16 protein-coding genes and 1 pseudogene are annotated in these 22,194 nt (G+C 45.9%); 8 read left to right on the top strand and 9 right to left on the bottom strand.

Translation table 11 applies throughout. The annotated features are described in order from the left end of the window. Positions 1–47: 47 nt before the first annotated feature. From AC58UW_RS12255 to AC58UW_RS12215, 9 genes and pseudogenes are all read right to left on the bottom strand, one after another. Positions 48–242, bottom strand: a pseudogene (locus AC58UW_RS12255) (hypothetical protein); the annotation flags it as partial. A 108-nt stretch (positions 243–350) separates the two neighbouring features. Further along, positions 351–1,325: a helix-turn-helix transcriptional regulator gene (locus tag AC58UW_RS12250; RefSeq protein WP_497420938.1), complete on the bottom strand. Its 975-nt coding sequence runs from the start codon at positions 1,323–1,325 to the stop codon at positions 351–353. A gap of 30 nt (positions 1,326–1,355) precedes the next feature. Beyond that, positions 1,356–2,249 carry a LysR family transcriptional regulator gene (locus AC58UW_RS12245; protein ID WP_497420937.1) on the bottom strand — a complete coding sequence of 298 codons (894 nt, stop codon included), beginning with the start codon at positions 2,247–2,249 and terminating at the stop codon, positions 1,356–1,358. A 135-nt stretch (positions 2,250–2,384) separates the two neighbouring features. After that, positions 2,385–2,606 carry a hypothetical protein gene (locus AC58UW_RS12240; RefSeq protein WP_497420936.1) on the bottom strand — a complete coding sequence of 74 codons (222 nt, stop codon included), beginning with the start codon at positions 2,604–2,606 and terminating at the stop codon, positions 2,385–2,387. After that, a complete protein-coding gene (locus tag AC58UW_RS12235) occupies positions 2,606–3,766 on the bottom strand; it encodes a Ger(x)C family spore germination protein (RefSeq protein ID WP_497420935.1) in 1,161 nt (386 codons plus the stop codon). The genes AC58UW_RS12240 and AC58UW_RS12235 overlap by 1 nt, the downstream gene beginning before the upstream one ends. Beyond that, positions 3,763–4,872, bottom strand: a complete 1,110-nt coding sequence (locus AC58UW_RS12230; protein WP_497420934.1) for a GerAB/ArcD/ProY family transporter — start codon at positions 4,870–4,872, stop codon at positions 3,763–3,765. The genes AC58UW_RS12235 and AC58UW_RS12230 overlap by 4 nt, the downstream gene beginning before the upstream one ends. Further along, complete coding sequence (locus AC58UW_RS12225; protein WP_497420933.1) at positions 4,853–6,436, bottom strand: spore germination protein; 1,584 nt, start codon at positions 6,434–6,436, stop codon at positions 4,853–4,855. The genes AC58UW_RS12230 and AC58UW_RS12225 overlap by 20 nt, the downstream gene beginning before the upstream one ends. A gap of 125 nt (positions 6,437–6,561) precedes the next feature. Continuing rightward, entirely contained in the window at positions 6,562–8,625 is a 2,064-nt protein-coding gene (locus tag AC58UW_RS12220) for an iron ABC transporter permease (protein ID WP_497420932.1), read from the bottom strand. Continuing rightward, a complete protein-coding gene (locus AC58UW_RS12215) occupies positions 8,622–9,659 on the bottom strand; it encodes an ABC transporter substrate-binding protein (RefSeq protein WP_497420931.1) in 1,038 nt (345 codons plus the stop codon). Before AC58UW_RS12215 ends, AC58UW_RS12220 begins: the two co-directional genes overlap by 4 nt. Positions 9,660–9,895: 236 nt before the next feature. Here AC58UW_RS12215 and leuC point away from each other — a divergent pair, with 236 nt between their 5' ends. The 8 genes from leuC (at position 9,896) to AC58UW_RS12175 (ending at position 22,053) form a co-directional block, all read left to right on the top strand. After that, positions 9,896–11,317, top strand: a complete 1,422-nt coding sequence (leuC, locus tag AC58UW_RS12210; RefSeq protein WP_497420930.1) for a 3-isopropylmalate dehydratase large subunit — start codon at positions 9,896–9,898, stop codon at positions 11,315–11,317. A gap of 27 nt (positions 11,318–11,344) precedes the next feature. Beyond that, positions 11,345–11,950 carry a 3-isopropylmalate dehydratase small subunit gene (gene leuD, locus AC58UW_RS12205; RefSeq protein WP_497420929.1) on the top strand — a complete coding sequence of 202 codons (606 nt, stop codon included), beginning with the start codon at positions 11,345–11,347 and terminating at the stop codon, positions 11,948–11,950. Positions 11,951–12,219: 269 nt separating this feature from the next. After that, on the top strand, positions 12,220–13,704 hold the full coding sequence (locus AC58UW_RS12200; protein WP_497420928.1) for an N-acetylmuramoyl-L-alanine amidase family protein: 1,485 nt from the start codon (positions 12,220–12,222) through the stop codon (positions 13,702–13,704). 67 nt (positions 13,705–13,771) lie between these two features. Further along, complete coding sequence (locus tag AC58UW_RS12195; protein WP_497420927.1) at positions 13,772–14,362, top strand: GerMN domain-containing protein; 591 nt, start codon at positions 13,772–13,774, stop codon at positions 14,360–14,362. Between the two features lie 29 nt (positions 14,363–14,391). Then, positions 14,392–17,106, top strand: coding sequence for an S-layer homology domain-containing protein (locus AC58UW_RS12190; RefSeq protein WP_497420926.1), 2,715 nt, complete (start codon positions 14,392–14,394; stop codon positions 17,104–17,106). 194 nt (positions 17,107–17,300) lie between these two features. Beyond that, positions 17,301–17,972 carry an endonuclease III gene (gene nth, locus AC58UW_RS12185; protein ID WP_497420925.1) on the top strand — a complete coding sequence of 224 codons (672 nt, stop codon included), beginning with the start codon at positions 17,301–17,303 and terminating at the stop codon, positions 17,970–17,972. Positions 17,973–17,997: 25 nt separating this feature from the next. Next, positions 17,998–18,273, top strand: a complete 276-nt coding sequence (locus AC58UW_RS12180; protein WP_315949363.1) for an NAD/NADP transhydrogenase alpha subunit — start codon at positions 17,998–18,000, stop codon at positions 18,271–18,273. Between the two features lie 126 nt (positions 18,274–18,399). Next, entirely contained in the window at positions 18,400–22,053 is a 3,654-nt protein-coding gene (locus tag AC58UW_RS12175) for a dynamin family protein (RefSeq protein ID WP_497421193.1), read from the top strand. Positions 22,054–22,194: the final 141 nt, after the last annotated feature.

Raw genomic sequence — 22,194 nt, 5'->3', positions numbered from 1 at the left:
GTCTGCCATCGATATCCGTGCCGCGCTTCTGCTCGATGCCGCCGCGTGCGGGTTAATTCATCCGCTGTATCTTCAATCGTGCCTGTAAGATCTGATCTAGTCGACTGTGCCCTCGTACTGCGGCCCGTTACATAAACGGTGGCACCTGCTTCGCCAAGCGCTAAAGCAATGCCTCTGCCAGCGCCTCGACTAGATCCAGTCACAAGTGCTATCTGACCGTGAAGCTGCTTACTATTCGTCAGCCTTTAAGCCTCCTCTATATCATTCAACAAGTTAATCTACACGTATAGCTTACCTCGTTACCTTGACAATACTTGTCATGGATAATACTCGCGCAAAATAGCTCGAATTTATCTATCTGCCGAGGCGCCATACGCGCGAAGCATTCCCTGAAGCTGGTCGCGAATCCATTCCACCATTTCTGATGGTTCTTCGACAACAGCATCTGCGCCCATGCCAAGGAAAAACTTCGCAAAATATAGTAAATTGCTTTGGTGCATCTCAGTTACTAATTGACCGCTCCCGTCAGCATGTATTGTGACATGCTCATCCCTGCCACTGCTTCGCTCGTAAGCTCTGACTCCGCCCGGTGTAAGCTTGACGCGGAGTTTCATGTGCTCGGAAGGATCTGTCTTTTGGTCAACTCCACCTGATAGCCAATCAAGAATTGTATAGTGCTTGAGGTCTTTACTAGGATGTTCCGACTCAGCGCGATTCAAGCTTTGCAAGCGATCTGTGCGAAATAACAGGATGCGATCTTTTTGAAAACAGTAGGATGGAAAATACCAATAGCCATTCGATGCGTAAATGCCGATGGGCTGTATGGTTCGTTCCGTTGCACCATCTTTGGATGCATAAGTGATGTGAAGGGGGAGACCATCGATCGAAGCCTCCAATAGTTGCTCCAAGTATGGAGAACTATGTGTGCGGGTAGGTGTCCAAAATGACACGCGGTCCTTAAGAGCATCAATTCTTTTCTTGGTATCCGTCGGAAGATAGTGATAGAACTTACCAAGCGCTGAAGTCGATTCTGCTGCAAAAGGCAGCGCTCCATAATACTGGAGCGATTGAAAGGCGAAGAACATCGCTGCCGCCTCCTGTTCCGTAAATAGAATAGGAGGGAGCATTCGCTTCTTCAGCAAGCGGTATCCGCCATGCGGGCCGAATTCCGTATACAGCGGCATCCCGAGCTCGCTGAGCTCCTGCAAATCGCGGTGCATGGTCCGCTCCGAGACGCCGAATTCCTGGGCGAGCTCCTTTGTCGTGAAAGCCATGCGCTCATTAACCGCCATCATAAGCTGGATCAATCGCTGCGTTTTGTTCATGACAGATTGCTCCTCCTTAGACGCGTTGAGTTAACCAATTGTTCGCATGACCTCTTTCATCGTGCTGACGAAAGCCTCGGCTGCTTTGGAGAGGTATCTGCCTTTGCGGTAGGCGATAACAAGTGTTCGGGTCGGTCTGCCTTCTAAGGCAAGATGAACGGGAGACAGCTCGCTGTAGCTGCGTTTAGAGATCAAATAAGGCACGAATGCGATGCCCATCCCAGCTGCCACAAGGGATTGGACGGTTTCCATGTTGCTGGATTCGAACACGATATTAGGGACGATTCCAGCGTTTTGGCAGAGATCGAGCGTAAGCTTTCGAAATCCTTGCCCTTTTTTTAAAGCGATGAACGCTTCTTTTTCCAATTGCGAAATGCTGATCGGTTCTTTGGCCTGAGTCAACGGATGACGAGGGGGCACAGCAAGGACGATCTCTTCTTCCAATAGTGTTTCATAGATAAGCGATTCTTCCCGCATCGGTAAGGAGAGGAGAGAAATATCAGTTTGTCCGTTCATTGTCAATGTTTCCAAATTAGCTGAAGTTTCTTCAACGAGCGAAATTTCGATATCCGGATAAGCGTTTTGAAAAACAGGGACTACAAAAGGGAGAATGGTCGATCCCGTTATTGGCATGCTGCCGACGACAAGGCGTCCTTTTTTCATTTGAGAGATGTCTTCCATTTCTTTTTTGAGCTGCTCCACCATGTCTAAGATCTTTTGTGATTTCTCGACAAATAAAGAGCCTGCATGCGTAAGTTCAACAGAGTTTGTGCTGCGCTGGAACAGGAGAACGCCGATCTCTTTCTCAAGCTTGGACAACTGCTGACTAAGTGAAGGCTGGGCGATATGAAGTTTTTCTGCGGCTCGCGAAAAGTTCCGTTCAATCGCAATCTGAATCGCATATTGTAGTTGACGTAATTCCAATGATTGTACAACTCCTATTGTGAATGATAAGTAACATGTTTATTGCTTTTAACTATAAAGCATGCGGATCGTTATGATTTATTCATATCATGAACGTATTTTAACATAATAACCCTTGTCATCGCAGATAGAATTTCACGTTGGGGCTGATGGACCGAAAAATCGGTCCATCATGGCGTTAATGAGCTGCTGCGGCGTTGTAAACTTCACATTCATGGCAATGAGAACGCCTAATGTGATATTGCTGATCGTGAAAAGAACGAGAATGGCCATCTCCTTTTTCCGTTTTCTTTTCAGCAGTCCAGGGAGATCTTTCAGATTTATCAGTGTCAATACAATAACGGCAGCTAGCAGCATTATTTCGCCCCCTCGATTCGTCGCAGTAAAGCATTGCCGGTTACTTTCGTTTCAACTGTTACAACAACATCTAGTTTAGCAAATACTTCACCCCAATTATTGGATATTTCCTTCCATTCTTTAGGGAAATTACGGTGAATTTCCTCGCCGAATCCGAATACATCCGTTTTTGCTTCCTTGGCTTTGGCGATGGCTGCTGCAATTTCATCTTCAATCTTCTTTTTCTGGATGGTCTCGAACTCGGCTACTCCCTTCGGCGTTACTTCGTCCTTGCTGCAAGAGGCATCCGCCAGGTTTGCACCTTCTTTAACGGTTACTTTCATTACAAATCGTCCTTGTTGTTGCTCGGCTTTGATTTTCGCGTCCGCTTTAAAAACTTCAAATGCGAGCTTATCCTTCGCTTTGAGCCCGTCGGTGCCTGGGCATTTAGCCACGAGAATGGCACTTTTTACTCTTCCTAGCACCCACAATACCCCGCGAGTTTGAGTCGGCGAGAAATAAGTGGTTAATTTGTCCCCTAGGAATGCAGCCGTTCCTGATAGAACAAATTTATCCTTCCCGTCTTCCTTTATAACGCTAACGGTAGGCATAAGAGTACTTGTACTGCTTCTATAAACCCGCAAAAAATCGTTAAGCGGTAAAGGAAGTGAAGTGGAAGTGGATTTTGTAACTCCGATTAATTCCAAAAGCGCGAGCGCAGGAATTTTCTTTAACCGTACATCTGCTTTAAGAATTTGCTCTGCCTTTCCCGGGGTTATCGCCAGCAGGACATTACGTCTTTCTTCACCGTCTCTAGCAAAAAATTCTAGTGATGGCAAAATGCCTTTCCGGGCCACGCTTTCACTGATAACCAGTATTTTCGAGTGAGCCCAAAACAAACGATTCGGGGAAACGTGGGTAGATTCGCGAATTGCTTCGAATATCGTTCCTCCCGTAGACGTGTATACGTTGTAGGGCGGGAATCTTTCCGATTTGCTTTTGCCCATATTATTCGTATTTACGATCTGTGAACTGAGAAGATAACCTTGTTTGTGTGTGTCGATCCCTCCAGCGATAACGAAACCCAGCGTTTCGATTTCTCTGCGGTTCCAGCAGCCTGTCAGACACACTGCTAAGGCGAATAGAAGTAGTCCGTTTCTTAGGCGGGGATGTATACTCATATCGTTTTCTTCCCTTTTCGCATCATGGATACCACAACTAAAAGTAAGGGTAGAACGATTTCTATGACATTTGCATATATGCCAAAATTATGGGGTAAGAAGCTATACACAAAATCAGACAGTCTGTCATAGGAAGTTATGGCTAATATCATGGAGAGTACTGACATTGGTATAATCAAAAATTTATATGTTTTTAATCCTAACCATTGGCCTACGCCCATTACCCCCGCGTATAAATAAATTGATATTTTTGTGAGCAGCAAGCTGATCCACACAGCTACGACCATCGCTTCGATCCTTTCAAAAAATTGAGCGATGGAAATCATACGTGTTAGCGAAAAAACAGCAAGTGTCAAATTAATTGTTTCATCCGCACCGAAAACACTGACGATCATTCCGGACAGTACGATCATTAACACGGCTGACGATGTATTGGCCCATAACGCGTATTTCAATACGCGGTTTTTGTCAGCTACATAAGGAAACAACATGGACACAAGGATAACTTCGCCCGTCCATGCAATCGGAACGACAGTTCTAATCCATATGGGACCAAGGCCGTCTTCCAGCACCGGACGCAATTCATTGAAATGAGCCTCTTTCGTCACTAAGAGGATAATGAACGCTAGTGAAGCGATTGTCAGGAGCAACGTAATGCTATTTGCCCTGACGATGCCTTCCAGTCCGCGATGAACGCAAAAAGCTGCCGCGAACGTAATATATATGATAAACACGGGCACAGGCGTTTCTGGCATGATAGCCGTATTCAATACTTCTGCAAAGCTTCTCATCAAGATGATCGACACTTGCAAAAAAAATGCTAAAAAAACGGCAGCTATCAACCCGCCTCCCCATTTTCCAAGAAGCGTTACACAAATTTGAATAAGCGTCATGTCCGGATGTCTCTGCGCCAAATAAATATGAATCCAGTAGATGGCATATCCGCATAGCCCGACGATCGCAGCAGCAATCCAGGCATCTTTCGCTCCTTCACGCGAACTGCTGATGGTTGGCAAAATTACGACCATTGTGGCAATTCGATTGGCAAGAAGCAGACAAGCGACTTGGGCTGCGCTAATAACAGGTTTATGATTGGTTTGGCTCATCTATCGAATCCTCCGACTCAAACTCGCTTTTGTGCGGTTCTAATTTATAACGATGTTTGTTTTTTTTGAATGGATGCGGTATACGCAATAGCGTATCTTTCCAATCGACTGTGACGGCAGGTGATAGCGGAGACAGGTATGGCAAACCGAACGAACTCATTGAAGCGATGTAAGTAAGAATGCACAGAAGGGCAACAGTGATTCCAGGAACTCCTAGGATTGAGGCCAAAATCATAAGTGGAAAGCGAAGTAACCGGACGACCAACGAGAGGTTGTAGCTCGGAAGCGCCAGTGAAGAAATACCTGTTAACGAAACAACGATGACCATAATCGGAGAAACGATCCCAGCTTCGACTGCTGCTTCGCCAATAATTAACGCTCCGACGATGCTGACAGCTTGACCTGCGACTTTAGGCAGTCGTATCCCTGCTTCCCGCAGTAGTTCAAAAGCGGCTTCCATTAATATGGCCTCCACGATGGCAGGAAAAGGAACGTCGGAGCGTGCTCCGGCGATTTGCAAAGCTAACGGGGTCGGAAGCATTTCTTGATGCATCGTGGTAATGGCAATGTACAGTGGCGGAGTTACCAAAGAGGTGATGAAGGCAACAAATCGCAGCCAACGTAAAGCAGTGGCAAAATAAAAATTCATATAGTAGTCGCCTGCGGTTGTGAAAAACTGCAAAAAAACGGTAGGTACTATCAGGACAAAAGGAGTGCCATCGACGACAAGGATGACTCGTCCTTCAAGTAACATGGCTGCCGCGCGATCCGGTCTTTCCGTATAATCGATTTGCGGAAACAGCCCGGTTGGGTGATCTTGAATCCACTCCTCGATGTAGCTGCTTTCCAGTATTCCGTCCATGATAATGCGCCCAACTCTTTTTTTGACTTCATCAACAAGCGATGTGGGCGCGAGATCAGCCATATAAGCCAAACAAACGGCTGTATTAGTTTTCTCTCCAAGTTGATACCATTCCAATTGCAATTGCTCATGGCGTACTTTGCTGCGGATCAACGATATATTGATAGAAAGATTTTCGACAAAAGAGTCCCTAGGCCCTCTGATTTCGTTCTCGTTCAGCGGCTCACCGATGCTTCTCATTGGCGAGCTCTCGGTTTTCATGATCAGTGCTTCTTGGTAGCCGTCAATCAGAAGGACAGCGTCACCTTGCAACAAAGCTTCTATACAGGCCTTAGTTGTGTTGATAATTTTTGTCTGACCTATCGGCACCAATGTGGCTTCGATCAGGCTGATCAGATTAGCCTTTCCGGTGGTTTCCCCTGAATCAAAATGGCCATGAATGAGCGGCTCGAGGATCAGTTTATTAATGGCGTTGTCGTTCGTCAGAGTGTGTATATAAATAACCGCAGCGCGCATAGCGATATTGCCAAGCTGAAAGCTGCGGTTAATGAAATCTGGGCTTTCACCCAATTTATTATTAAGGAAGTCGAGAGTTTCATCAATTGATGAAGCGAGCAGTGGAAAAGAAGCCGAGGTTTGTTGGGAAGAACTTGTCGGCTGTTGCAAAGATATGCGCTTTCGTTTAAAGAAATCAAATATCATTTTGCAGAACCCCTCGTACATGGATGCAATTAGTATTGAAATTTAAAGAGAATTTATACAATTTTGGTTGTAATAGCCTTTTTTGAATAAATAACGGACTGTAGTTACTATTACTGTGAATTCATTTATCTCTTCACCGTACTCCGGTACATCAGGAACAGCAAATACGGAGCGCCAATAACAGCAACTACAATACCGGAAGGGATTTCTTTGGGAATAGCAATCACTTTCCCGATCATATCAGCGATGACAAGCAATATTGCACCGATCAAAGCGGATAGTATAACTGATTTCTGGTGTCGTTGTCCCATGAAGATCCGAACCGCATGTGGAGCGAGCAGCCCAATGAAAGATATCGTGCCTACGCAAGCAACTGCTATTGCAGCGATGATAACCCCGATGCTTGCTGCAATCAGACGGGTTTTCTGCAGCTTGAGGCCTAATCCGAGCGAGACAAGATCTCCAAACGCAAGCAAATCCACACGGCGGCCAAGCATCCAGGCAATTGGCAATAGGATAACCATCGCCACGCTCAATTGGGAGAATTCCAGCCAGCCTCTGGCATACGTGCTCCCAGCCAACCAAGTTAGCGCTGGAGCAGCGCCTAGTTTGGATTTGATGATCAGGAATTGGATAACAGCTGATCCAAGCGCAGAAATGGCGATGCCGACAAGAATTAATACGACGGGATTAAGGCCTTTTTTCCAGGCCAGCACATATACACTGCCGGCAGAGAGGAGCGCGCCGGCCATCGCGCCGATCGGCACCCATATCCCCGAAGCCGTTGGCCATAAGGTGAGTACGAGAAGGGCTCCCATTCCAGCTCCTGTCGTAACACCGACAACGGACGGGTCGGCGAGCGGATTGCGTACGGCGCCTTGCATCATGGAGCCGGCAATCGCGAGAGCAGCTCCAGCAAGCGCGGCTACCAGCACACGAGGCAGACGTAAATTTAGGATGACATTGCTGGACATCTCGGGGCCACGACCAGTTAGAACCGCTAGGACATCTGCAAAAGGAATTTTTAAAGCGCCTGCAGATAAACCGGTTAGAATAAGCGCAATTAGAGAAGCCGTGGAAAGCAGAATAAGCATCGGATACGGAATTTTGCTGCCGATGAAGCCGACACCCATTGTAGAGCCGCTATCGGTTGATGATTGCATCTTCGAGCCTCGAACAGCAAGCCAAATAAGCCATGGTGCCCCAAGGACGGCGGTGACGGACCCAGCAGGCAGCTCGCCAAGCGTACTTCGAAACATTTTCGCAATCGTATCCGCCAATATCAGCACAACCGCTCCCCATAATGCGCTGCCTGGAATCAAGAACCTATGCCGTCTGAGCCCAATTAATCGGATCAGATGAGGGGCGATGAGGCCAACAAAGCCAATTGGACCAACGACACTAACCGTCACTCCGGCCAGCAAAATGGCAGCAGCAAGCGCCATGAAACGGATCAAATTCACATTTTCCCCTAAGGAAACAGCTGTATCTTCATTCAGCTCCAGCATATCCAGCTTCTGACTGAACAATAGTGCAGCAACTAGCCCAATTGAAACCCAAGGAAGAGCGTATCGGACGCCGAGCCAATCGTTCTGTCCTAATGCGCCTGAGCCCCACATAAATAGACCATTGGTCTCATTCTCGTACATGATCTGCAGACCGCTTGTAAAAGCGGAAAGGACGAGTGCAACGACCATCCCTGCCAACGCCATGCGCAGCGGAGTGCTTTTGCGCCCGCCTGACATCAAATAAGCCATGACGGCTGCGCCGCATGCCCCAATTAGCGCCAATAGCAGGGAATGATCTGACTTTAGGCTAGGAAAGTAAACCGCTGCTAGCACGATGATAAAATAAGCACCTGCATTTAATCCCAGTGTAGAAGCAGAGGCAAGCGGATTGCGGGTAACGGTTTGGAGCAGCGCTCCTGCAACGGCAAGCGAAGCTCCAGCAAGAAGGCCGATAACTGCCCGCGGCAAGCGAAGCCCCCGAACCATATGATGGTCGGGGGTATCTTGGGGTTTCAGCAAGGCATTCACGATGGTATGAACGGTAATGCTGGCTTCTCCCTGCGTGATGTTCAGAAACAGGACCATAAGCAGAGCCAGCAAGCCTCCTCCAAAAACGAAAAGAGCTTTCCATGTTATTTGCCGATGCATAAAAGGATCTGATTTTAGTTGAATTTCTCTCATTTAGTTAATGCGTTAGCTGTTAGTTCGGCAAATACTTTCGCGGACAATGGGCCGCCGAACGGCCATGTGTTGCCAGGCAGCTTGTAAGTTTTGTTCTCTTTTACAAAGGAAAGGCCTTTCCAAACGGCATTATCTTTAAGCTGTTTCTCGAACACATTATCGTTGTCTTGAACGATGTAAATAAAGTTGGCATTTTGCACGGCAGGCAGCGCTTCTACGGAAGCTGTCGAGTAGCCGTACATTTCAAATTTATTGGCTTTAAATGCGTTCTTCAATCCGATACGCTGTAGAATTTGTATAGCCATGGAGTTGTCTAGGAACATACGAAGATCTGCGTTATTTTGATTGCTGAAAGCTTGTGTCAGTGCGATTTCAGCGCCATCTTTCTTAGCAGCGGCAAGCTTAGCTTTCGTATCTGCATATGCTTTCTGAAGGTCAGCAAGCACTTTCTCGCCTTCCGCTTTCTTACCAACAACATCAGCAATGGTTTTAAAGGTATTTTCCATCTCTGCGTACTGATCGCCTTTCCCTTCAGCAGGGTAGGAGTTTAATACGATAGTAGGGGCGATTTTTTTGAGCGCCTCATAATTTTTGCTTGAACGCAGTGTGCTTGTAATAATCAGATCTGGTTTGAGGCCAGTAATGGTCTCGAGGTTTGGTTCTTGTCGAGTTCCTACATCAACAACAGAAGCGTCCAAAGCAGGAGTAACATTTACCCAATTTTGATATCCTTTTTTATCAGCAGACCCGACAGGTTGAATTCCAACAGCGAGCAGGTCTTCCGCATATGTCCACTCTAAAGTTACGATACGCTTAGGAGTACCTTTAATTTCTGTCGTCCCAAGGTCATGTGTAATGGTTTTGACAGTGTCAGCAGCAGCCGTAGCAGCAGCTGTAGCTGCGGGCTTCACGGAAGCGGCGGCACTTGGTGAAGGTGATGAACTGGATGTTCTAGCGGCATTCCCGCAAGCAGCAGTAAGGAAAAGCATGACGAGTGAAGCTGTAATTGTTAATGGTTTTACAAATTTACGCACAGATAAACCCTCCTATGTATGTATCTATAAATGGATAGAATTGATGGCCATTTCAATCCCACCCAGAGAATGATAATCATTATCACTAAGAATGTCAACGGTTAATTAAATTATAGGATTAATCTATCAAGCTTATAGTTATTATATCTTGGAGCAATGACGTCAATCGTGCTAAACTACATTATGAGGGTAAGACATTAACAAATTGAGCGGATAATGACAAGAGGTGACTGGATATGAGTAAAAAGACGATGTTCGAGAAAATCTGGGATAATCACGTAATTAACCAGGAAGAAGGCAAACCAAGCGTTATCTATATTGACTTGCAGTTGGTTCATGAAGTAACATCACCGCAAGCATTTGAAGGACTTCGCTTATCAGGTCGTAAAGTTCGCAGACCAGATTTGACTTACGCAACAATGGATCACAACGTTCCGACGAAGGATCGTTTCAATATTACGGATCCTATTTCGAAGCAACAAATCGATACACTTTCACAAAACTGCCGTGACTTCGGCGTTACCTTATTCGATCTTGACAGTATCGACCAAGGTGTCGTGCACGTTATGGGACCTGAGCTTGGTCTAACACACCCAGGTAAAACAATCGTTTGCGGCGATAGCCACACATCGACACACGGTGCTTTCGGGGCCTTAGCGTTCGGTATTGGTACAAGTGAAGTTGAGCACGTTCTTGCAACACAAACGCTGCAACAATCCAAAGCCAAAACTCTTGAAGTTCGCATTACGGGCAATTTGAAGCCGGGCGTAACAGCGAAGGACTTGATCCTTGGTGTTATTGCGAAATATGGTACGGATTTTGCAACTGGCTACGTTATCGAGTATACAGGCGAAGCGATTCGCAGTCTTTCCATGGAAGAGCGTATGACGGTTTGTAACATGTCCATCGAAGGCGGAGCTAGAGCAGGATTGATTGCTCCAGACGCAACAACTTTCAACTATCTGCGTGGTCGCGAGTATGTGCCTCAAGGCGCTGATTTCGATGAAGCAGTTGCTGAATGGTCCAAGTATGTAACGGATGAAGGCGCAGCGTATGATTGGGTACTTGAGTTTGACGCTGATACCTTGATTCCGCAAGTAACTTGGGGAACTAGCCCGGGCATGGGTACAAGCGTTACTGCTCTTGTTCCAGATCCACAAAGCTTCGAAACCGAAAATGAACGTAAAGCAGCTGAAAAAGCGCTTGAATATATGGATTTAACACCAGGAACACCAATGACAGAGTTGAAAGTAGACTATGTTTTCATCGGCTCTTGTACGAATGGACGTATCGAAGATCTTCGCGCAGCTGCAAAAATCGCACAAGGATACTCAGTTGATCCTAGCGTTACAGCTATCGTGGTACCTGGATCCGGCCGCGTTAAAATTCAAGCTGAGAAAGAAGGCTTGGACAAAATCTTTACTGCCGCAGGTTTCGAATGGCGTGATGCAGGCTGCAGCATGTGTTTGGCGATGAACCCAGACGTTCTACAACCAGGTCAACGTTGTGCGTCGACTTCCAACCGTAACTTCGAAGGTCGTCAAGGCCGCGGTGGACGTACGCATCTCGTTTCCCCAGCGATGGCTGTCGCTGCAGCAGTCAAAGGTCATTTCTATGATGTTCGTGATTGGGAAATTAAAGAATACCAACAAGCTTAATTTTGTCTGATTAAGGAGAATGAAAACATGGAAGCTTTCAAACAACATACAGGCCTAGTCGGTCCTGTGGATCGTGTCAATGTAGATACAGATGCAATTATTCCTAAGCAATTTCTTAAAAGAATTGAGCGCTCCGGGTTCGGTCAATTTCTTTTCTTCGAATGGAGATGGGATGAAGCGGGTAACGTAATTGAGAGCTTTCCTCTGAATCAGGATCGCTACCAAGGCGCTTCTGTCCTGCTCTCCAGAGCGAACTTCGGCTGCGGATCTTCCCGTGAGCATGCACCGTGGGCGATTCAAGATTTTGGCTTCCGTGTCATCATCGCACCATCTTATGCGGATATTTTCTATAACAACTGCTTTAAAAACAGCATTTTGCCAATTAAGCTTTCGGAAGAACAAGTGGATGATTTGTTTGCCCGCACAGCCCAGCATGAAGGTTACAAGCTAAATGTTGATCTTGAGAACAACAAGCTTACAGACGACTATGGCCTGGAAATTAGCTTTAACATCGACGAGCACCGCCGTCAGTTTTTGCTGCAAGGTTTGGATGATATCGGTTTAACACTCCAGCATGAAGACAAAATTACGGCTTACGAGCAAGCTCATGCTAAGCGTTTGGCTTATAAATAAGTTCGGGTTGAAGACGCATCTCTATGGGGACTCCATAGGATGCGTCTTTTTTTTGTTAATTTATTATGCAACTTTTGGCAGTTTCTTACGTCTAATAGATTACTAGATTGTCGAACGGACGGGGGTTTTGCTGTCGGGCTAAGTGACTAATATGAGATAAAGGACAATTGCTGCTAGGTTTTGAGAGACAGATTTCTCATTTTTGTGATTACGACTATAATTCCGACAATATATAGAGGTGAATGATGAAATTTCCTGCATTTTGTTTCATGTTGCTGGTTTCTGTGATGCTGCTGCCTACTACGGCATTGGGGGCAGAAGCTCCTAATGCAATTAAGCTCTTCTTGAATGAAAAAAGATTAGTTTCGAGTGAGGTCCAACCTCGTATTATTAGTGGAAATACAATTGTACCGGTGCGAATTATCGTTGAAGAAATTGGCGCTAAGGTAACTTGGGATGAAGCCACGAGCAAAGTAACAATCGTCAAAGACGATGTGAACATTCAATTGATTATCAATAGCAAAACAGCGCTGATTAAGGGTAAAAAGGAAGTCATGGAGGTTGCTCCGATCATTGATAAAGGCAATACGATGCTGCCGCTCCGTTTCATTGGGCAGCAAATGGGTATTGAATTTACATGGGACGCATCCACTTCTTCCGTTCATATGTTCAAAAAAGACGAGAGCGATTCCAAACCAGTAACAGGTCCGGTTGATGTCGTAGATGATGACAAAGCGCCAACGAAGCCGCCAACAACAACACCGCCAACAACACCGCCAACAACACCGCCAACAACACCGCCAACAACACCGACAAATCCAGTCAAACCCGGGGAAGGTACTGGAACTGGTACAGGTACAGGGACCAACATACCGGATCCGAATGTTCACCTGGTGCAATCCATCGTGTTGTCCGATAAGGAGCTAACGGTAACAGCCAAAGACGGTTCGCTCGTACCGACAACGATGAAATTAGCCAATCCGAATCGGATTGTATTGGATTTCCCTAACACAGTCTTAGATGAGCCTCTCAAGAAACTGCTTGTCAAAAATGCGGGAGAGCTAAGCTCGAAGCATCCGCTCGTCGAGAAAGTACGCTTTTCCAATTTTAACGATAATCCGGCTACCGTCAGAATTATTCTGGATTTGAAAAGCACTGCGGATTATAAAGTTCAGCCCTCGAAGCTGCCTAATCAATGGAAAGCGACAATTGCCGAGCATCAGTTGACTGTCGTCATTGATGCTGGTCATGGGGACAACGATCCTGGCGCATTATCCATAACTGGCAGACATGAGAAGGATTTTACACTGTCAATGGCGAAGAAAGTAGAGCAGCTTCTCCTTCAGGACAAGCGTCTTAATGTTTTGATGACTCGCTCAGATGATACGTTCATCCCGTTGGATGACAGGGTTTCTTTTGCTAATAACATTCAATCGGATCTTTTCTTATCTATTCACGGCAACAGTGCTAAGGCTACGGTATCCGGCACAGAAACGTACTACAACAGACCGGAAAGCGCAGCTTTTGCGAATGTCATTCACAAATATGCGATTCCGGCAATAGGGTTTCCTGATCGCAAAGTACGCGAAGCTGATTTTAGAGTCATCACGAAAACGACCATGCCAGCTGTTCTGCTGGAAGTGGGTTACTTGTCTAATAAGAACGATGAAACTGCGATGTACAAGGATGCGTTTCAGGACAAGTTAGCCGCTGCTCTCGTTACTGCTATCAAAGAATATTTGAACCTCAAATAAGAGGTGAGAACTCTAATTATGCTACGATGCTAGGTTTTGCTTAGCAAAACGCGAAGGAGTGAGTGAAATGACTCAAACAAGACGCTTCATACAAGGTGCACTCCTTGTGAGTGCTATTACATTGTCTATTACGGCCTGCGGTCAAAAAAACCAGTTAGTAAGCGGTAATGTTCCGCAGACATCAACTGGCCCAATCTCGACTTCTACATCTCAAAGTCCTGCGCCAACGGTTGCGGCGACTCCGACACCAGAACCTGTCTTGCAGAAAAAGATTAAAGCCTACTATAGCGATCAAGACGAAATGAAGCTTGTAGAGAAAGAAGTTACGATCTCTTACAAAAAGGATGCAGATGTGTATGGAGCAGCCCTAAACGCACTTAAGAAAAGTGATGATCCTAAAGCGGTACCTTTATTTGATGATTTGAAGTTTACAAGTTCAGCTTTTGATAAAACCAAAGGGGAGTTGAAAGTGGATCTCACTTTTGGTCCCAAAACACAGTTGGGTGCGCCAGGGGAAGAAATGTTTTTGCAAGCGCTCAAGAAAACGGTTTTTCAATTTCCAGAAGTAAAAGCGTTATACATCCAGAAGGATGGCAAACAAGTGGACAGCTTAATGGGGCATCTGGAGCTTCCCTACCCAATCAAACGACCTAATTAAATGGAAGAGCAGAGGAGTTAACACGAGTGATGAGAAATAAGAAGTTGGCAAGCGCAATCTTAAGTTCTTTAATTGTAACAAGTTTAGCTGGAACACCGGTTCTGGCCGCAGATTCCACAAGTGGAACTTCAACAAACAACATAAAACTGTCTTTCCCGGATGTGAAATCAGATTATTGGGGAATTCGTCATATTTCAAAATTAGCCTTGGAGGGTATCATCGAAGGTTATGAAGATGGTGCCTACCGTGCTGAAAATTCGGTTTCCCAGCAGGATGTACTGATTATGGCAGTTCGCATGATGGGCTTGCAGGATGAAGTTAATAATATGACATCAACAACTGTTTTTCCCGATTTCATGCTCGTTGATAGTTATGCGAGGAATTATGTAGCTGTAGCTCTTCAAAAAGGACTAATTACGAACGAAGAAGAGAAAGAAAGAAGCACGAGCGATAAGTCCAAAGAGAAGTGGGGACAGCGTAAGGCATCAAGAGAATGGGTTGCAGAGATCGTTATTCGTGCGATTGGCAAAGCCGCTTTTGCCCAAAGCTTATCCCAAACGCAAACGACATTTAACGATAATAGCTCCATCAGCTCGACATCGCTGGGCTATGTTAATGCTGCTGTTGAGTTAAAAGTTGTTGATGGCTTTGAAGACGGGACGTTCCAGCCGAAAGGCGCGGTAACACGTGCTCAAATGGCCGCATTCTTAAGCCGCTCACAGAAAGATCTGACTTCCTTGCCAACGCATGCGAAGAAAGGGTATTTGACAACACTTACAAGCGGCACGATTGGACTAATGGACAAAGAGGGCAATACAAGTACATATAAGCTCTCACCAAACGCCGTCTTCTACGGTAACAAAAATGATACGTCGATCGATCCGAAAGAACTTCAAGAAACTTATGAAGTTTCAATTGTTGAAGTGAATGGCACTGCTTACTACGTTGAAATTGTGAAAGACGAACTTCAGCTCGACATTCAAGAGGGGAAATTGCTCAAATTAAACTTGAGCACCCTGAAAGCGACATTGGATGATTTTGAAAGTTATGACTTAGCAACAGATGTTGCAGTAACCGATCCGGAAGGTCGCGGTCTCAGCCTTGGGGATATTGTTACAGGCAGTACCATTCAGTTACGTAAAAGCAAAATTGTCAAAACGGATAAATACACATCTATTATCGTTAAGCAAGTGCCAGTTAATAAAACCGCAAATGGAGCGATTCAAAATCTGAACAAAGATTCCGCGCAAATCACGCTGCTGGACACCGAGTCAGGTCAACCTGAATCATACAGTTTCTCTTCTGCTTTAATTATTACTTCTACGGATAACAGCTTGGCAGACCTGAATTCACTGCATGTTGGGGATACAATTGAGTACACAGTTAAAAACAGTGAAGTTGTGAAGATTGCCGTTAAAAAGCAAGCCGATGTTGGCGTTAGCATTGAAGGTACGCTCAAAGATTTGAGTGATGACAAAACATACCTAACGATTGAGAAGACAACCGGTACACCTTTGGCATCCTACTTGTTAGCGGATAATGTTCAAGTACAAATCAATGGTCTAGCGACAGCAAGCCTTTATGATATTGCTCCAGGTGATCAACTTAAGCTGGATGTTCTCAATAATAAAGTTACTTTAATTACCGTTACAAATCGGTCAATTGAAAATTTATACTTTGCTAAAATTGACTCCTACAATCCAACATCCAAACTTTTGACGGTAACAGACAATTCCGGTAATCCACATGCTTATAAAATGACTGAAAATGTAGCTATTTCATATGCGGGAACAACACTTCCTTTTGCAAGCTTTAGTACCACATTTACTACAGGCAAATACGTTGACTTGTTAGTCTCGAAAAATAACGTTACGCAAGTTAAAATGTCTTCCCAATTGGACGGCACTTTAACCCAATTGAACCTGCAAACGAACGATATTACGTTAAAAACAGACAGCGGTCAAAGTCTAACGTTCAAACTCCAGTTTGCTCCTACAGTTGAGCTTGCGAATAAAACAAATAGCACGTTGTCCGATTTGAAAGTCGGAGACGGAATAAGTTTGCTTTTAAGCTATGATCAAACCATTGTGACTAAGATTGTGACAAGTAAAACAGCTTTGTATAAAACAATTTTGAACAATTCGAATGCGAAGCAGATTACTGTTACAGACGATGCTAATACGTCTTATGCTGTGTCTCTGGACAATGTTCCAATTGTCAAACCAGATCAAAGCACGGGTACGATGGCAGATATTGCTATTGACGATTATGTTAAGCTTACTTTCAAAGGGTTATCTGTAATTAGAGCTGAAATCGTGACACCAGTAAGAGGGAAAGTAACAGCTGTTAACGCAGCGAACTCCTCTTTGACCATTCAAGATTTCACAGGTAAAAATCAAGTCATTAATGCTGGAACCAATTTCGGCGTTAAGCTTAATGGCGGAACGGATTACAGTTTCTCTGCCATTAAAGTTGGCGATCGTGTACAAGTAATGAAAGACGCGAGTGATAAGCTGATGATCCAAGTTGCCGCTGCTTCTAAACGAGAAGTTGATAACTATAGCTCAGTTGTTAATCAAATGTATTTGAAAGCAACTGCAGCGGGAGATAAGACTTCTTATAGCCTTTTCCCAAGAGCTTACTATCACAAAGGGACGGATATTGTTAGTGCATCCTCCTTCATGTCTGGTGAACAAGTGACGATTTATGTGTTGGATAATAAAATCGTTGAGGTTGAAAAGTAAGATTTGAACAAAACAAACGTCTCATCCGTCTGTATCGTAGGAGCTAGTCTCCTGTTGCAGGCGGTTTTTTATTATTTTAAAAATAAATATGGCAATTTTTTAGAAAATGTTCGCATTTTGACGCTAACAAGCATTGATTCTAACGTCACAATTCGCTAAACTGAAGAATATTACGACCTTAAGGAAGCAAAGACATGACGCAGAAGTTAGTAAGGCATATTTTGGATACGATTGGTGAACTATTTCCGGATGCACATTGCGAGCTGCGTCACAGTAATCCATTTGAATTAACGATTGCTGTTTTGCTATCCGCTCAATGCACCGATGAAACCGTAAATAAGGTGACATTGGATTTATTTCAGAAATATAAGCGCCCCGAAGACTACTTGGCCGTTCCTTTGGAAGAACTGGAGCAAGACATCAGACGGATTGGACTATTTCGAAATAAAGCGAGCAATATTCAGAAACTGTGTCGGCTGCTGCTGGACAAGTTTGATGGTGAAATCCCAGAGAAGCACGAACACTTAGTCGAGCTGCCTGGCGTAGGCCGAAAAACGGCGAATGTCGTTGTCTCCAACGCTTTTGGAGTACCTGCTATTGCGGTTGACACTCATGTAGAGCGCGTGTCCAAGCGACTAGGATTGGCTGGCATTGATGATTCGGTGCTAGAAGTTGAAAAGAAGCTGATGAAAAAGGTTCCTCGAGAAGAGTGGACACAAACCCATCATCGTCTGATCTTTTTTGGCCGATATCATTGTAAAGCGCAGAACCCCAAATGCGAGGTTTGTCCACTCTTGGATCATTGTCGCGAGGGTAAGAAACGTATGAAACCAAGCTTAACTAGGAAAACTATTACAAACAAATGATATGCAGACAAAGGATGGGATTTAAATGAAATGCATCGCCGTATACACCAATAGTTTTGAGTTATTCTCTGATATTTTCGAACAAGTGATTAATACTCCATTAGCTGATAATGAGGAAAAAGTCATTGAAGGTATAACAGTCAGTGAATCAGGTGAAGTTCCTCAGAATTACATAGACAAGATGAAAACAAAAACTGAGGTTGTTGTGATGAAAGTAAAAGAATCGGATATTACGATTTTACAGCATCGCGATGTTTTTGAAATTTTCTTGCCTGAAAAAGAAAAAGTGGTTATGTCCTAAAAAAATTAAATCTCCCTCTGGGAGATTTTTTTCTGTATCATCATAGATATAGGATTGGATAGAAGACCGGTAAATAAGGAGCGGAACGGACGAATGACGCAAGCTATAGATACAAGCATCTCGGTCATGCCGGATGCGATTAAGAAGATGCAGTTGAATCTGCAAACAGCAGGGGATCAGGACAACGCTAGTAAGCTAGGGCAGCTGCTCGCTAAGATTGATTCAGGCAGAATGAACATTGCTTTCTGCGGTCACTTTTCAGCGGGGAAGTCAACCTTAATTAACCAGCTATGCGGGCATCCGCTGCTGCCATCCTCTCCGATACCAACGAGTGCAAATATCGTTAGTATCCGTAACGGGAGGCCTGGCGCGCATGTTACACATCGTCATGCTAGTCTTCAAGGGAAAACGAACACGATTCCACTTGATGAGCTAGAAGCCTACTGTGTGAACGGAACGGATATTGAAACGGTGGAGATATCGTTTCCAATTGCATTTCTAGGAGAACATACAGCGCTGCTGGACACTCCAGGGATCGATTCGACAGACGATGCCCACCATAAATCCACGGAATCGGCGCTACATTTGGCGGATGTCGTGTTTTATGTGATGGATTACAATCACGTGCAATCCGAAGTGAATCTCGCATTTACAAAGAAAATGAAGGAGTGGGGCAAACCGCTCTATCTCATTGTCAATATGATCGATAAGCACAAAGAATGGGAACTGCCGTTTTCGCAGTATCAAGAGGGGACGAAACAAGCCTTTCTGAACTGGGGAATCGTGCCGGATGATCTACTCTTTGTGACAATGAAAGAGCCTAATCATCCTCATAATGAATATGGGAAGCTGCAATGGCTCTTGAGCCGCTTGATTGAAAGAGGCGATGAACTGCGCAGCTTCAGCATTGACGCCTCTGCGCGCTATCTTGCAGACGAGCACGGCAAATGGTTAGCTGAGCAGCATGAACCCCAGAAGGCTGAGCTTATGGAACAAATCAGCCAGGAAGGTGATGTACAGGAGGCCCAGGCGCTGGCGGCTGCAAAGCAACAAGAGCTTACAGTTTTGAAGGGGCTGCCGGAAGCACTGACGGCACAGCTGCGTAAGGAAGTTGGCACGATTATAGAGAATGCCAACATCACGCCAGCCTTGACCCGCGATCAGGCTCATGCGTACTTAGAGAGCCGCAAGCCCGGATTCAAGGTAGGATTTTTCTCCAGAGCTGCACAGACGGCTCTGGAGACCGAGAAACGGCTAACAGCGTTTCAAGCGGATTTATCAGAGCAGGTAGAAGCGCAGCTGGATTGGCATCTGCGGGATGCTCTGAAGAAGGCTGCACAAAACCAAGGGCAGCATGATGCGGTTCTCTTGGAACAGATTGAAGCTTTGCGTGTGGAAGTTACATCGCAATGGCTTGCAGGTCAAGTCAATGCTGGTGCCACATTCGGCGGTGAATATACGCTCAACTTCATGAAGCAAGTTGCGTCCGATATTAAGCAGCAGTACCGCAAACAGGCATTTGCGGTCATCGACCTGCTCGCGGCTGCCGTCCGCGAGCACAGTGCGCCAGCCGCCGCTGCGCTTGCGGCTGAGCTAGAAGCGCTGGGCAGCCGCCTCAGCGCTGCCCGCGAACTGCGCCGCCTCGAGGAAGCCGAGGCGGCAGCAACGGCCCAGCTGCTGCGCATGGCCAGCTGGGCAAGACCCGCTGCGCCGGCGCTGCCGGACGCGCAGCAGTACACCCCCATGGAGGACCAAGCAGCCGCCCCGCTGAGCGGGGGGCTGCATGTCACCTCCATGGATAAGATCCTGCAGGCCGCTGCGACAGCATCGGCGGCCTCAGCGCCTGCAGCAGCTGCCCCTGTGGAGGCAGCTGCCATGCCAACCGCGTTCACCTCGGGTGAACACGGCAGGCGCATGGAGCGCAAAGCCGCCGACTTGCTGGCGGCTTCGCAGCTCATCGACGGGCTGCCGTCGATGCGGTCGATCGCGCGCGCCATGCGCGAGAAATCGGAACGTCTGCGGCAGCGGACGTTCACGATTGCGCTGTTCGGCGCGTTCAGCGCAGGCAAGTCGTCTTTCGCCAATGCGTTGATTGGTGAAAGGGTGCTGCCGGTCTCGCCGAACCCGACGACGGCGGCCATCAATAAAATCATGCCGCCGCAAGAAGGTTGGCCGCATGGCACAGCCAAGGTAAAGATGAAGAAAGCGGACGCGATTCTTCAGGACGTTCTGTATTCCTTAGAAATTTTAGGTGTGCAAGCGAGTGATATGACATCCTCATTGAAACGCATTGGCGCTCTATCACCTGCTGACGTAACAGCGAAAGGAAAGCCGCATTATTCTTTCCTCAAGGCCGTCGAGAAGGGCTGGCAGCTGGCAGAGAATCATTTGGGCACGGAGCTCAAAATTACCAAAGAGGAATTTCCAAGCTACGTTGCGGATGAGTCCAAGTCTTGTTTTGTTGAATTTATAGAATTATATTATTCGAATCCCTTGACGGAACAAGGCATTATTTTCGTTGATACACCTGGTGCAGATTCCATTAATGCCCGACATACCGGCGTTGCTTTTAACTATATAAAAAATGCTGACGCTATCCTATTCGTGACTTATTATAATCATGCGTTCTCGCAGGCGGACCGTGAATTCCTTTTACAGCTTGGACGTGTCAAAGATAGTTTTGAAATGGATAAAATGTTCTTCATCGTGAATGCCGCCGATCTTGCCGCAAGCCCCGAAGAACTGCAAGGTGTGATGACTCATGTGGAAACGAACCTCGTACAGCATGGTATCCGGAATCCGCGAATTTACCCGATATCCAGTTATTTAGCAGCAGAAGGGAAAATTACCGGTAACGAAACACTTGTGGCGCAATCGGGCATACGCCCGTTTGAAGGCGAATTTGTACAGTTTACATTCAATGAACTTAGCGATGTAGCCATACATGCAGCGAATTTAGAGCTTCACCGAGCGATTTCTATGATGCAGCAGTGGCTGGAGAGCGCCCAAACCGGTGAAGAACAGCGGAAGCAACAGCTTGTGAAGCTGGAGCGGTCTGAGCGAGAGTGCGCAGAGCTGCTTGACAGTACGGTATTCGAAGCGGAGCTTAAAGAATTGAAGAAAGAGATTCAGGAGCTTCTGTATTATGTGAAGCAGCGCACGATGTACCGGTTTGGCGAATTGTACAATTATGCCTTTAATCCCTCCACATTCCGTGAGGAAGCGAGAGATCCGAAGCAAGCGCTCCAGTCGGCCTGGGGCGAGCTGCTGCGCATGATCGGTTATGATCTTTCTCAGGAAGTGCTTGCTACGACGCTGCGCGTTGAGAATCGTATGAATCTGATATCCGGAAATCGTGTTAAACGGTGGGAAGAGCAGCTTCGTCAAGTGATGGATGGCTTTGAGAGCGGTACTTACGAATCCAACACGTTTACTACACCTGAAATCAGCTCTAAAATGGAAGCCCCTGAGATTTCACTTAAATTGCTGCAAAGTCATTTCAAGAATCCGAAGCAATTTTTTGAAGGTGATGGCAAAAGCAAACTGAGAGCTGATTTGGAGAATCGGATGACAACTCCGGTGGCTCAGTTTATTGAGCTTCAAACTTCTGAGCTCGAAGAGGCCTATGCGAATCAGCTGGAAAATTGGCTGATGAAACAGAAAAATCAGCTCCTTGGGCAGCTGAGTGAGCACGCCGAAGGGATGCGCGATGCCCTTGAAATGAAGATTGATTTGAACGAACTAATATCCAAACAGCATCAATTAAAGTCGTTTGTTTAACATTTAAACAATAGGGTTAGCCATGTTCAATTGAACGTGGCCAACCCTTTTTCATGCATGTGTATGTAAAGGCTTACATCGTTGGTTATTGGGATGATTTTAAAGAATAGGGGGGATTCCTGCACGTTTTTGTGAAGTTAT

The sequence above is a fragment of the Paenibacillus sp. J22R160 genome, assembly GCF_059692135.1.
This window is presented reverse-complemented; position numbering and strand designations above follow the sequence as displayed.